Origin of the sequence: Kribbella sp. CCNWLW201 (assembly GCF_037203805.1) — a bacterium.
Taxonomy (GTDB): domain Bacteria; phylum Actinomycetota; class Actinomycetes; order Propionibacteriales; family Kribbellaceae; genus Kribbella.
Genome location: NZ_JBBCBQ010000008.1, coordinates 123,481 through 136,670 on the forward strand (window position 1 = coordinate 123,481; position 13,190 = coordinate 136,670).

12 protein-coding genes and 1 pseudogene are annotated in these 13,190 nt (G+C 69.2%); 10 read left to right on the forward strand and 3 right to left on the reverse strand.

From position 1 onward, the window contains the following. The first annotated feature begins 4 nt into the window (after window positions 1–4). The 5 genes from V9K99_RS29015 (at window position 5) to V9K99_RS29035 (ending at window position 4,514) form a co-directional block, all read left to right on the forward strand. Complete coding sequence (locus tag V9K99_RS29015) at window positions 5–1,015, forward strand: AAA family ATPase (RefSeq protein ID WP_337004950.1); 1,011 nt, start codon at window positions 5–7, stop codon at window positions 1,013–1,015. A 76-nt stretch (window positions 1,016–1,091) separates the two neighbouring features. Continuing rightward, window positions 1,092–2,036 carry a DUF58 domain-containing protein gene (locus tag V9K99_RS29020; RefSeq protein ID WP_337004952.1) on the forward strand — a complete coding sequence of 315 codons (945 nt, stop codon included), beginning with the start codon at window positions 1,092–1,094 and terminating at the stop codon, window positions 2,034–2,036. Then, on the forward strand, window positions 2,033–2,971 hold the full coding sequence (locus V9K99_RS29025; protein ID WP_337004954.1) for a VWA domain-containing protein: 939 nt from the start codon (window positions 2,033–2,035) through the stop codon (window positions 2,969–2,971). The genes V9K99_RS29020 and V9K99_RS29025 overlap by 4 nt, the downstream gene beginning before the upstream one ends. Window positions 2,972–2,982: 11 nt before the next feature. Then, the gene (locus V9K99_RS29030; RefSeq protein ID WP_337004955.1) at window positions 2,983–3,924 is read left to right on the forward strand and encodes a S1C family serine protease; all 942 of its coding nucleotides are present in this window, start codon (window positions 2,983–2,985) and stop codon (window positions 3,922–3,924) included. Between the two features lie 113 nt (window positions 3,925–4,037). Next, the gene (locus V9K99_RS29035) at window positions 4,038–4,514 is read left to right on the forward strand and encodes a YkvA family protein (RefSeq protein ID WP_337004957.1); all 477 of its coding nucleotides are present in this window, start codon (window positions 4,038–4,040) and stop codon (window positions 4,512–4,514) included. A gap of 225 nt (window positions 4,515–4,739) precedes the next feature. Here V9K99_RS29035 and V9K99_RS29040 read toward each other — a convergent pair whose 3' ends face one another. Then, entirely contained in the window at window positions 4,740–5,477 is a 738-nt protein-coding gene (locus tag V9K99_RS29040; protein ID WP_337005576.1) for a sulfite exporter TauE/SafE family protein, read from the reverse strand. An 89-nt stretch (window positions 5,478–5,566) separates the two neighbouring features. Between V9K99_RS29040 and V9K99_RS29045 the strand changes: the two genes are divergently transcribed. Continuing rightward, window positions 5,567–6,442, forward strand: a complete 876-nt coding sequence (locus V9K99_RS29045; RefSeq protein ID WP_337004959.1) for a LysR family transcriptional regulator — start codon at window positions 5,567–5,569, stop codon at window positions 6,440–6,442. On the opposite strand, the gene V9K99_RS29050 is transcribed toward V9K99_RS29045, so the two are convergent. After that, on the reverse strand, window positions 6,432–7,136 hold the full coding sequence (locus V9K99_RS29050; RefSeq protein ID WP_337004961.1) for a TetR/AcrR family transcriptional regulator: 705 nt from the start codon (window positions 7,134–7,136) through the stop codon (window positions 6,432–6,434). The genes V9K99_RS29045 and V9K99_RS29050 overlap by 11 nt on opposite strands. 87 nt (window positions 7,137–7,223) lie before the next feature. Here V9K99_RS29050 and V9K99_RS29055 point away from each other — a divergent pair, with 87 nt between their 5' ends. The 4 genes and pseudogenes from V9K99_RS29055 to V9K99_RS29070 all read left to right on the forward strand — a co-directional run. Next, a complete protein-coding gene (locus V9K99_RS29055) occupies window positions 7,224–8,303 on the forward strand; it encodes an FAD-dependent oxidoreductase (protein WP_337004963.1) in 1,080 nt (359 codons plus the stop codon). Between the two features lie 9 nt (window positions 8,304–8,312). Continuing rightward, the gene (locus V9K99_RS29060) at window positions 8,313–8,789 is read left to right on the forward strand and encodes a hypothetical protein (RefSeq protein ID WP_337004965.1); all 477 of its coding nucleotides are present in this window, start codon (window positions 8,313–8,315) and stop codon (window positions 8,787–8,789) included. Between the two features lie 23 nt (window positions 8,790–8,812). After that, window positions 8,813–11,248 (forward strand): aminopeptidase N, encoded by a 2,436-nt coding sequence (pepN, locus tag V9K99_RS29065; RefSeq protein WP_337004967.1) that lies wholly within the window; start codon window positions 8,813–8,815, stop codon window positions 11,246–11,248. 43 nt (window positions 11,249–11,291) lie between these two features. Continuing rightward, window positions 11,292–12,581 (forward strand): annotated as a pseudogene (locus V9K99_RS29070) (S28 family serine protease); the annotation flags it as partial. Between the two features lie 30 nt (window positions 12,582–12,611). On the opposite strand, the gene V9K99_RS29075 reads toward V9K99_RS29070, so the two are convergent. Further along, window positions 12,612–13,151, reverse strand: a complete 540-nt coding sequence (locus V9K99_RS29075; protein ID WP_337004968.1) for an RNA polymerase sigma factor — start codon at window positions 13,149–13,151, stop codon at window positions 12,612–12,614. Window positions 13,152–13,190: the final 39 nt, after the last annotated feature.

Consider the following 13,190-nt stretch of genomic DNA (forward strand, 5'->3'; position numbering starts at 1 on the left):
AGGTGTGGAGAGGCGTACGGAGATTGGGGTGTCGTCGGCCTTGCTCGAGCACGCGCTGTTCGAGGTGAAGCGAGTCGTGGTGGGCCAGGACCATTTGGTGGAGCGGATGCTGGTCGGGCTGCTGGCCCGCGGGCACTGCCTGCTGGAGGGTGTGCCCGGCGTTGCGAAGACGCTGGCGGTACGGACGCTGGCCGAGGTGATCGGCGGCCACTTCTCGCGGCTGCAGTTCACGCCGGACCTGGTCCCGGGCGACATCATGGGCACGCGGATCTGGCGGCCGTCGGCGGAGGGGTTCGACACCGAGCTCGGCCCGGTGTTCGCCAACCTCGTCCTCGCCGACGAGATCAACCGCGCACCGGCCAAGGTGCAGTCGGCGTTGCTCGAGGCGATGGCCGAGCACCAGGTCAGCATCGGCGGCACCAGCTACAAGCTGCCTGAGCCCTTCCTGGTCCTCGCGACCCAGAACCCGATCGAGTCCGACGGTGTGTACGCGCTGCCCGAGGCACAGCGGGACCGGTTCTTGCTGAAGATCACGGTGGACTACCCGACCCCGCTCGAGGAGCTCACCATCCTGCAGCGGATGAGCGCACACCGGCCGCACGCGAACGGCGTGCTCACCCCGGACCAGGTCGCTCAGTTGCAGGAGGCAACGGACGACGTGTTCGTCCACAACGCGGTGGCGGAGTACGTCGTACGCCTGGTGCATGCGACCCGGGTGCCGCAGCAGTACGGCATCAACGACCTGCAAGGCGTACTCGAGTTCGGCGTCAGCCCACGGGCCACGCTGGGCCTGGTCGCCGCCGCGCGGGCGCTGGCGTTGCTGCGCGGCCGGGACTACGTCCTGCCTGCCGATGTGTACGACGTCGCCCTCGACGTGATGGCGCATCGTCTGGTCCTCACCTTCGACGCCCTCGCTGACGGGGTCGACCCGCGATCCGTGATCTCGCGCATCCTGCACACCATCGAGCAACCGCACGTCGTCCCGGCAGACGACGCCCAGGGGTCGGCAGCATGAACGAGCGAAGCGAGTTCATCATCAAGCACAGTACGACTCGTGGCTCATCCGCGCCCGGAGCGAAGCGAGGACGTGGATGAGTCTCTCCGGGCCGGACCTGCTCAAGGGGCGGGAGCGGGCGTTGCGCACCCTGGAGCTTTCGGTCAAGCGGAAGCTGGAAGGCCTTCTGCACGGCGAGATCACCGGACTGCGGAGTGGTCCGGGCAGCGAGCCGAACGAGGCGCGGCCGTACCAGGCCGGCCAGGACGACGTCCGCCGGATGGACTGGAACGTGACGGCTCGATCTCTCGAGCCGCACGTCCGGGCGCCGTTGGCCGAGCGTGAGCTGGAGACCTGGGCGTTTCTCGACGCATCGGCCAGCATGGACTTCGGCACCGCGCTCAGCGAGAAACGGGATCTCGCCATCGCCGTCGTCGGGGCGGTCGGCCTGCTCGCCGACCGGCCCGGCAACCGGCTCGGTGTCCGCATCGCCGTCGGTGACCAGTTGTCCCGGATCCCCGACGTCGGTGGGGCCGCGGCCCTTCGCCGTACCCTGCGCACGTTGTTGTCGTTGCCTAGGGCAACACCTGGCGAACACCCGGCTGTCCCGCTCGGTGCGGCGATCACCCGGTTCAACCGGGACCACCCGCGGCCCGGCCTGCGGGTGGTCGTCTCGGACTTCCACGACGAGACCTGGGCGGATCCGCTGCGCCGGTTGGCGGCGCGGCACGAGGTGATCGCCGTCGAGGTCCTGGACCCGCGCGAGCTCGAGCTCCCCGAGGTCGGCCTGCTCACGCTCGTCGACCCGGAGACGGGCCGGCGGCGCGAGGTGCAGACCAGTAGCCGGAAACTGCGCCGGAGGTACGCCGACGCGATGAAAACCAAACGTGAACAGACCATTCGGGACATCCGGGCCGCCGGCGCGGCGCACCTCGTCCTGCGGACCGACACCGACTGGGTCCGCGACGTGGCCGCCTTCGCCACCGCCCGCCGCCGGGCGAGCGTCCGCCGGAACCCGATGGGAAGGACCGGTATCCGATGAGATTCGAGCAACCTCTGTGGCTCTGGCTGCTGGTGCTGGTCGTGGCGCTGATCGCCGCGTACCTGGTCGCCCAGCGCCGCCGCAGCAAGTACGCCGTCCGCTTCGCGACCCTGCCGATGCTGGAGAAGGTCGCGCCGAAGCGGCCCGGCTGGCGCCGGCACGCGCCGGCCGTGGCGTTCCTGGCCGCGCTGACCGTGCTGACGATCGCGATCGCCCGGCCGGTCGCCGATGTCCGCGTCCCGCGCGAACGCGCCACCATCGTGGTCGCGATGGACGTCTCCAACTCGATGGCCGCGACCGACGTCGCGCCGAACCGGTTCGAGGTGGCGCAGCAGGCCGCGGTCGAGTTCGTCCAGGAACTGCCGGAGAAGTTCAACGTCGGCCTGGTCGCGTTCGCCCGGACCGCGACCGTGGTCGCACCGCCGAGCACCAACCACCAGGCCACCGTGGACGCGATCAACAGCCTCACGTTGACCGACAGCACCGCGATCGGGGAGGCCGTGCTGACCAGCCTGGAAGCGGTTCGGACGATCGACCCGGACGACCCGCCGCCGAGCCGGATCGTGCTGCTCTCCGACGGTGGGAACACCTCCGGCCGGCCGATCGACGAAGCCGCCGAGGCGGCGACCCAGGCCGGCGTACCGGTCTCGACGATCGCGTACGGAACCCCCGAAGGCACCGTGAACCTCGAAGGCCGGGACATCCCGGTCCCCGCCGACACCGAGGCGTTGCAGGGCCTCGCCGACGCGACCAGCGGCGACTTCTACGAGGCCGAGAGCGACGAGCAGTTGCGCGACGTCTACTCCGACCTCCAGTCGTCGATCGGCTGGACCACCGAACCACGCGAGATCACCAACCTGGTGGCGGGAATCGCCTTGGTCGCGGCCTTACTGGCCGCCCTCGCGTCGCTGCTCTGGTTCTCTCGACTGCCGTGAAGGAGCCTTCGATGAGCCCTCATCTCGGTCACCCGTTCCGCGGGCCGCACTACGCGCCCGGTCCACCTCCTGCGGCGCCGCCGGCACCGGAACCGCAGGACCCCTTCTCCGTCACCCCGGCCTCCGCTGGGTCGGCTCCCCCCTCTCCGGCCGCGGCACCTCGGGCCGGGGTGACGGTCTCACCTCCCATTTCCGGCGCCGGTACGACGACCCGCCGGGGACGGGTCCTGGTCGCCGGCGTCGCGCTGTCGATCCTGGCCGGCGGGCTGGCCGGCGCGGTGACGGGATCGCGTGATCCCGAGACCGCGACGGCCGAACTGCCCCAGGCGGCCGCACCACCCGCGGCCGCTCAGGGCTCGATCACCGCGGCGGCGGCGAGTGTGCTGCCCGGTGTGGTGTCGGTACGGGCCGGCCGCGCGACCGGCTCCGGGTTTGCGATCGACCAGCAGGGACACGTGGTCACGAACGCCCACGTGGTGGAAGGAGCGAGCGATGTCTCGCTGGTGCTGTCGAACGGACGCCGGGTCGACGCCGAGATCATCGGATCGGACGAGGACAACGACCTCGCCGTACTCCAGGTCTCGACCGCCGATGCCGAGGGACTGCGTGCGCTCACGCTCGGCCGGTCCGCACAGCTGCGGGTCGGCGACCCGGTGCTGGCCGTCGGCTCACCGCTCGGGCTGGAAGGAACGGTGACCGCCGGTATCGTCAGCGCGGTCGACCGGCAGGCGCGGTTCGGCGACAACGGCAACCGCCAGTCGGCGATCCAGACCGATGCCGCGATCAACCCGGGCAACTCCGGCGGCCCGCTGGTCAACGCGGCCGGTCAGGTGGTCGGCGTCAACACGGCCATCGCCACCCTCGGCACCAGCTCCCGCTCCGGCAACATCGGCATCGGCTTCGCCATCCCGGTCGACCGGATGACGACCATCGTGCAGGGGCTGTTGGACTAGGGGACCGGACCGCCAGGCCATCACAATCGGCCCCATCACCGCAGGCCGGGCGTGGTGCCACCGCGTGAGCGCGGTTGTGATGGCCTGGCCGTCCGCCCGCCTACAGTGGGCAGATGGTGATCTTCGGTACCCTCCTCGGCCTGATCGGCCTCGGAACCCTGGTGTTCCGGGACGCCGAGGTCGTCGGCCTACCGGCGGCCGGTGTCGGAGTGGGCCTGCTCCTGGTGGGCGCTGCCGTGGCCGGACTCGGTGTCCTACGACGTAAGCATCTGCGGCGCCGTCGGCGGGAGCGGGGTGAACCGGAGCCGATCGGGGACGTGTTCGAGCGGGCTCGCGCGTTGCCGCGCCTGCTGAGGGCCGCGCGGCGCGGCGACTATCCAGGGCTACCCACGAGCCGGATGGCCCTGTGGGGACTCGCCTTGGTCTACCTGGTGTCGCCGATCGACATCCTGCCGGAACTGCTGCCGGTCATCGGGGTCGCCGACGATGCCGGAGTGGCGGTCTGGCTGCTCACGAGCGTATCGACGGCGACGGGCCTCTACCTCCGCCACGAGCGTGATCAACTGCCTGATCGGCGAGCCAATCCGTGATGTCGGCAGCGGCCTCCTCGGGATGCTCGTAGGCGAAGAGCTGCAAGGAGTCGGTGGGCCGGGCCGACCCGTTGAGACGGGTGGCCGCGGCCAGGAGTTGATGGGCTGACGCCAGCACGAGCTCGGCGTGAGCAACGGCCTCGGCGGGGTCGTGCAGCGTGACCGCTGACCGGGCGAGGTCGGCTACTTCACAAGCCTGGTAGGCCATCGCCAACTGAGCGCGGTTCATCCGAACGCTCGCAGGAAGAAGAGCACGGTCATCGCGATCGCGGTGGTGAGGACCAGAGCACGCAGTATGGCGGCCGGCAGCCGACGAACCAGATGAGCACCGGCATAGCCACCGATGACGGCACCGAGTAGGAGTGCGACCAGCCGGAACGGTTGCCCGGTGACGTCGGCGGCGAAGAGGAAGATGACGCCGGCCGTGAGATAGACGGCGGCGACCTGGATCACCCGCAACGGGTTGCCTTTGGCCGGGTCGAGCGAGGTGGTCGCGGTCCAGAACGCGAGCATCATCAGCCCGACCGCTCCACCGAAGTACCCGCCGTAGATCGACAGCACGAACTGCCCGGCCAGGATAACCGCCGGCCCCGGCGTGCCCAACCGGATCGCCTGGGTGAGTCGCCGCCCGAAGGCGAGCACGATCGTCGCGAATGCCAGCAACCACGGCACCGCCGCGTCGAAGGACTCCGACGGCAACCACAGCAGCAACCCGGCGCCGAGCGCGCCGCCGACCACGCTGGCCAGCGTCAGGCCGAGCGTCGACGGCTGCGCGAACGAGTGGATCTCGCGCCGGTACACCCACGCGCTGGTTGCGTTGCCCGGTAGCAGCGCGACGGTCGTGGTCGCGTTAGCGGTGACCGGAGGCATGCCGCTGGCGACCAGCGCGGACAGTGCCACGAAGCTCCCGCCACCGCCAACGGCGTTGAGCGCGCCGGCCGCGACACCGGCCAGGAGGATCATCAGCACCCTTCGAGGATCAAGGCTCGGCCGGTCCTCCACAATGCGCGATCCCCGTAGCCAGCCTAAGGCTGAGCCGTAGGCTAGGCCTCATGCGGTACGACCTGGACGATCTCAGGCTGTTCACCCATGTCGCTGCGGAAGGCTCGATCACCGCTGGCGCGCGGGTGATGCACCTGAGTCTGCCTTCGGCGAGCGCACGGGTCAGAGCCCTCGAAGCGCAGGCTGGCGTACCCCTCCTGATCCGTGAACGCCGAGGCGTTCGCCTCACCCCCGCGGGAGCCACCTTGGCCCGGCATGCCCGCGAAGTGCTGGCCGAGACCACCCGCCTCGACAGCGCCGTCGCGTCGTACGCCGTCTCCCGCACCGCACCCATCCGCCTGGTCGCCGGCGGTTCAGCGATGCACCAACTCGTCCCCGCCGCGCTCGCCACCTTCCTGCGCGACCATCCCGAGTACGACGTGAACGTGAGCGAACGCCGGACGATCCGCAGCGTGCGCCTCCTCGCCTCCGGTGAGGCCGATCTCGGCGTCATCCTCGACGACGAACCCACCAACCTCCGGACCGAGCCCCTCGCCGACGACTCGCTCGTCGTGATCGGCCAGGCCGGCGGCGTCCTCTCCGGCCGCACCTCGATCGCGTACGCCGAAGTCGCCGAACATCCCCTGGTCGGGTTGGACCGCGGCTCACCCCTGACCCAATGGATGGACGAGCGGCTGGGTCCGCACGCCCCGGCTCCGCGTTACCGGACCGTCGTACCGACACTGCACACGCTGATCACCGTAGCCACCGCGGGCGCCGGTCTCGCGATCGTGCCGCGCCGGGCGGTCGACGCCAACACAGCCGTAGAGATCTGCCCGCTCCAGGACTCCTGGTCCACCCGCGCCCACCTGCTCTGCTACTCAGCCACAGCTCCGCAGGCCGCGCACCTCCTGGCCACCCACCTCCACGCGGCGGCTAGCTCTTGAGGCGGTTCTCGATACCGTCCAGCAGGTAGCCCAATCCGAGCTCGAACACCTCGGCGGCATCGCGGTGCTCGCCGTCGTGGACCATCTCGGCCAGGACCGGATAGTCGCCGGTGGCGAGCATCCTCAGCAGGCGCGGTGCCATCGAATGCTGCCATTCCCGGTCGTCGAGGCCGCTGGCCCGTTCGGCTCGTCGGCTGGCAACCTCGCTGCGGACAGCACCGGTGAGATAGACGGTCAGGACTTCGATCGTGCTCATCATCAGGTCGATGTCACCGAGGCCGGCGGCACGCAACGCGGCCAGCGCGGCATCGCCGCGGGCGCAGGCCGCCGGGCCGATGTGCGGGCGGCTGCCGAGCAGGTCGGCGAACCATTCGTGCCGCAAGGCGGCATCCCGGGTGCCATGAGCGAACGACCGCGCGACCTCGCGCCAGCCGGAGCCGGTGGGCGCCGGGATTTCGGCGTACACGGCGTCGATCATGAGCTCGAGCAACTCGTCCTTGGTGTCGATGTAGCGGTAGAGCCGCATCGGCCCGGCGTCGAGCGCCGCCGCGACCTTGCGCAGTGAGACGGCCTCGATGCCCTCGGCGTCGGCCAGCGTCACCGCGGCGCGCACGATCCGCTCCCGGCTCAACGGACTGAGCGCACGCCGCTCGGGCGGCTCGGGCCGCTCCCAGACCGACGGGCTGTCTGCCACCTCACACCTCCGACGGCTTGCACAATACACCGCCTCGACCGATACAGTGTATCGAGAAATACAGTGTATCGACGAGAGGAGTTCAGCATGATCGCGATCATCGGAGGCGGTCCCGGCGGCCTCACGCTCGCGCGGATTCTGCACGTCCACGGCATCGACTCTGTCGTGTTCGAGCGCGACGCCGGACCGGATGCCCGCGGCCAGGGCGGCATGCTCGACTTGCACACCGACACCGGGCAGGCCGCCCTGCGTGCCGCCGGCCTCGAGCAGCAGTTCCTCGCGGCCGCCCGCCGCGAAGGCCAAGACATGCGGTTGCTGGACCACACCGGCACACTGCTGCTCCAGGAAGACACCCCGGACGATGCGCCGATGGCCCGCCCGGAGATCGACCGGTCGGATCTGCGAGACCTGCTGCTCGCGTCGCTTCCGGCCGGCACAGTCCGTTGGGGCAGCGTCTTCAGTCACGGCGAATCACACGCCGGCGGGTACGTCGTGCATTTCGCCGACGGCAGCGTGGTCGAGTGCGACCTGCTCGTCGGCGCGGACGGCGCCAACTCCCGCGTCCGCCCGCTGCTCACGGACGCACAGCCCGAGTACGGCGGCAGCACCGCGGTCCAGAGCGCCATCCATGATGCCGACCGCACCCAGCCCGAACTGGCCGCGATGGTTGGCCGCGGCAACTACTGGGTCTTCGGCCCGGACCGGCACCTGTCCGCCCAGCGCAACGGCGACGGCACCATCCGGATGGGCATCTCGCTGGCGGGCACTCCCGATCTCGACAGTGACCTGCTCCCCGGCTGGCATCCCCGGTTCCGTCGGCTGTGGGCCGCGCGTGACGAGCCGCTCGTGGTCCGCCCGGTCACCGTGCTGCCGATCGGCCTGACCTGGCCGCGCCGGCGCGGTGTCACCCTGCTCGGCGACGCCGCCCACCTGATGCCGCGGGTCGGAGTGGGAGCCAACCTGGCCATGCTGGACGGTGCCGACCTCGGCCGGGCCATCGCAGCTCACCCGGGCGATCTGGATGCCGCGTTGGCGGACTACGAACCGGCGATGCTGTCCCGCGCCGCCGAGAACGCGAAGAGGTCGGCTGCGATCGCGGAGATGATGACCGGCCCGGACGCAGCGCAGAAGCTACTGCGGTTCTTTCAACCAGAGCGGGTCGACTAGCGTGCAGGCATGAGTGACGAGGCCATCCCGCTGCAAGCGTTCAGTGCGTTGCTGTACAGCGACAACGTCGCCACTGTCTGCAGGGCGCTGAACATGTACCAGGTGGCTGCGTCGTACACGCGGTTGTCCGGGGGTAATCCGCTGGAGCCGCTCGGTGGTGAGGTGCGGCAGGTTGCGCGGGCGGTGTTGTCGCGGCCGCCGGTGGCCGGTGATGCGGAGATGCGGGCGGCGTTCGATCATCTGAGTGCGCTCAACGTGCTCACGAGTCTTGCCGAGGCCGAGGATGCGGGCTTGATCGCGGAGGTGCTCGAAGGCACCGGGGACGCGGATGTGCGTGCGACGGCTCTGCTCGCGGCGGCCGCCGTACCGGCTGATCCGGGCGCGCGGCTGGTCGGTGTGCTCGATGCGATGGTTCTGGACGAGACGCTCGATGAGCGGGATCGGGCGCGGGCGCATGCTGTCCGCGAAAAGCTGACGGGTTCCTAGGGGCTCTCGGATAGCGTGCATTCATGCGCGCGCTGACAGTCGAAGAGGCCCGGCGACGGGCGGCAGACCTTGCGGTTCGGTCGTACCAGGTGGACTTCGATCTGACCGGACCTGGCGACACGTTCGTCACGACCAGCCGGATTCTGTTCGGGGCGACGAGCGACTCGACCTGGGTGGATGTGAAGCCCGAGCGGCTGCTCGCGGTCGAGCTGAACGGCGTCGCGCTGGACGTCGGCCTGCTGGCGGAGGGCCGGTTTCCGCTGACCGGTCTGCAGGCCGAGAACGAGGTCGTGGTGACCGCGGAGCTGAAGTACTCCGTGGACGGCGAGGGACTGGTGCGATCGGTCGATGCGGCCGATGGGCGCGTCTACACCTACGGGATGTCGTCGCTCGAGTCGGCGCCGCGTTACTTCCCGTGTTTCGATCAGCCGGATCTCAAAGCGCCGTACACGGTGAAGGTGAAGAGCCCCGAGGACTGGGTTGTGCTGGGCAACGGTGCGGCGACCGCAGTCGGGCCAGGAGAGTGGGAACTGGCCGAGACGAAGCCGCTGGCGTCGTACTTCGTCACGATCGTTGCCGGCCCGTATCACCTGATCAGGAGCGAGTACGACGGGATCCCGCTCGGACTGGCCTGCCGGCAGTCGTTGAAGGAGCACCTGGAGCGGGATGCGGACGATCTGTTCCGGACGACTGGGCAGGCGTTCGACGAGTACCACCGGATGTTCCGGCAGCGGTATCCGTTCGGTGAGTACTGGCAGGCGTTCGTGCCGGACTTCAACCTCGGCGCGATGGAGAACCCGGGCTGCGTGACGTTCGCCGACCACCTGGTCTTCCGGAGCAAGGTGACCGAGGCCGAGCGCAGTACTCGGGCCCGGATCGTCGTCCACGAGATGGCGCACATGTGGTTCGGCGACCTGGTCACCATGAAGTGGTGGAACGACATGTGGCTGAACGAGTCGTTCGCCGAGTACATGGCGCACCGGGTGTCCGAGGATGCGACCGATTACAAGGGCAACTGGACCGACTTCGCCTTCGTCCGCAGGTGGTGGGGCCTGCAGACCGACCAGAGCAGCTCGACCCACCCGGTCGCGCCGGACAGCCTGAAGGACGCGCGTCAGTCGCTCGACGACTTCGACGGGATCTCGTACGCCAAGGGTGCCGCGGTGCTCAAGCAACTCGCGAAGTACCTCGGTGACGACGTGTACCTGAAGGGGGTCAACGCCCACCTGGAGTCGCACGAGTACGGCAACGCCGACCTGCACGAGTTCATCGCGAAGCTCACCGAGGCCGGCGCCAACGACCTGGACAACTGGTCCGAGCAGTGGCTGCGGACCTCCGGCCTGGACACGATCACGGCCGAGCGCACCCCGACCGGCATCGTCCTGCACCGCACCAGCCCGGACGCATCCCGCCGGCCGCACAAACTGAGCGTTCGTGGGTACGACGCCGACGGCACTGGAACAACTATCGACGTCATGTTGGAAGGCGACGCGGTGGAGGTTGCCCTCAGCAATGACCTGATCGTGCCGGACGCCGATGACGACACCTGGGCGAAGATCCGGCTCGACGCCACCAGCCTGGCGAACCTGCCGGCCGTGTTGCCGAAGATCGCCGACGGCACCACCCGCGCGGTGATCTGGAACTCGATCCGCGACGCGACCGCGCACGCCGAGCTCGATCCGCGGCAGGCGCTCGAGCTCTTCGTGACCGCGATCCAGCACGAGGACAGTGATGTCGCCGTCGGCTCGCTGGTCCGTTGGCTGGAGGACCGCGTGCTCGGCGGCTACCTTCCGTACGACGAGTCACGCGCGGCCGTCGCCGATGCCCTGGGCAACAAGCTGGCGACCACGGAGCCTGGCAGCAGCCTGCAGCTCGCGACTGTGCGCGGCTTCATCGCGACTACTGCTGACACTTCGTTGCTGCAGTCCTGGCTAGCGGGTGACAAGGCGCCGGACGGTCTGGAGATCGACGCGGATCTGCGGTGGGCGCTCGTACTGCGGCTTGTCCGGTTGAACGTGTTCGGTGCGGCGGAGATCGACGCCGAGCTGGCCCGGGACACCTCGACCGAGGGCGTCAACCACGCCGCCCGCTGCCGGTCGGCGTTGCCGGACGGGAAGGAAGCCGCCTGGACCCGGATCATGACGGATCCGACCGTCGGGGTGCAGGAGTTGCTGGCCGCGGCCGAAGGCTTCTGGCATCCCGGTCAGGCCGCGATCACAGCGCCCTACGTGGAGCGCTTCTTCACCGACATCCATCGGACGGCCGAGATCCGGTCCGGCATGGTGGTGGCGCTCACCGTGGCCCGGATCGTGCCCGAGTTCGTGATCGAGCCGGACGTGCTGGTCCGGGCCGAGGCGCTGGCCGCGGACGAGACCGTTGCCCCGAGCATCCGTCGGCAGACGGCCAACTTCGCCGACAACCTGCGGAAGGCGGTCGCGGTACGCCGGACGTTCGGCTAGCCTGGTTACGCAGAGTGTCGCCCCGAGTCCGAGGAGTCACCGTATGCGTCTGGTCAGGCTGCTGTTGGTGCTCGGACTGGTCGCCTTGGGGACGACGGCGGCCGCCGTACCCAAGGATCCGGTGGGCGAGGTGCGGGCGCGGTTGGAGGGGGTCGCCGGGCTGCGGATCGAGAGCGGGCGGCTGATCAACGGCAAGCCGTTCTTCGTGCTGTGGTTCCGGCAGCCGGTGGACCAGCATCGGCCGGACGGTGAGCAGTTCGAGCAGCGGATCACCTTGTGGCACAAGGGTTTCGACCGGCCGATGGTGCTGCACACCACCGGGTACGGCGGGCTCGGCGGCGTGTTCACCGCCGAGCCGACCCGGCTGGTCAACGGCAACCAACTCAACGTCGAGCAGCGGTTCTTCGGCAAGTCGACACCGGCGAGCAAGGACTGGACCAAGCTGGACATCTGGCAGGCGGCGACCGACCACCACCGGATCGTCCAGGCGTTCAAGGCCTTGTACGGCGGCAAGTGGGTGTCGACCGGGGCAAGCAAGGGCGGGATGACGTCGGTCTACCACCGTCGCTTCTACCCGGCCGACGTGGACGCGACGGTCGCCTACGTGGCCCCGCAGGACGTGGTGAACGAGCAGGACTCGTACGTCGACTTCGTCCAGCAGGCCGGATCAGATGCCAAGTGCAACGAGGCCCTGCGGATGGTGCAGTGGAATGCACTGCATCGTCGTACCGCGATGGTCGCCAAGCTGGTGAAACTGGGCCTGAAGTACGAGCAGACGTATCAGTCGGCGGACCGTGCCTTCGAGGCGGCGGTGCTGGACACGCCGTTCGCGTTCTGGCAGTACCACTCACAGGCCAGTTGTCTGCTGGTGCCGGGACGCAGCGCGACGTACCAGCAGCTGTTCGACTTCATCGATCAGATCGCCGACTGGTCCTTCTATTCCGATGAGGGGACGGCCGACTTCACGGCGTACTACTACCAGGCGACAGCCCAGCTCAACTGGCCGGACGTCTCGACCGGCACCACGTGGTTGAAGGGCCTGCTGCGCTATCGGGAAGCCGGTGCCGCGCCGGCCGCCGTACCGGACGCGATCGAGCCCAAGCACGACGCGGCGGCGATGGCGGACGTCGACAAGTGGCTGAAGGCCTCGGGCAGTCGTTTGATCTTCGTGTACGGCGAGAACGACCCGTGGAGCGCGGAGAAGTTCGAACCCGGCCCGGGCACCCGGGACTCGCATTGGTTCACCGTCCCGGCCGGCAACCACAACGCCACGATCGCCGGTCTTCCGACCGCTGTCCGTGCAGAGGCGACCAAGATCCTGCAGACCTGGCTCGGCGTCCCGGTCGATACGACGATTCGGGCTCTAGTGGACCGTGAGCCGCTCGGCCACGGCCTTCCGGGCCTGGTGGATGCGGGCCTTGACCGTCCCCAGCGGGACATCCAGTTCGTCCGCGATCTCGGCGTACGACATGGCGCCGAGGTCCCGTAGAACAAGCGGCTGAACCAGTTGGGGATGGCTGGATTCCAGGTTCTCGAGGGCTTCCAGCAGGTCGAGCCGGGAACCGGCGATCACCGATGTCGTCCGCGGATCGACGGCCTCCGGCAGTACTTCGGCGGACTGCTCGACTGCGCGCCGCTTGAGCGAACGGTAGGTCTGGCGGGCCTGATTGGTGGCGACGATCGTCACCCAGCCGGCGAAGCTGCCGGTGCCCTTGAACGTGTGGATCTTGTTCGCCACTTGGAGCAGGGTGTCCTGGACCGCCTCCTCGGCGTCCTCGTGGTACGGCAGGAACTTGGCCACCCGCCGCTGGATCTGCGGCCGGATCGCCTGCAGGATCTCCGGCACGACGGATTGATCCCCCGCCGCGGCCCGGGCCGCGAGTTCCTCCAGCTCCTCGTTCATGCTCCCCCAGGGTGGTGTTCGCCTGACAGCTCGGCTGTG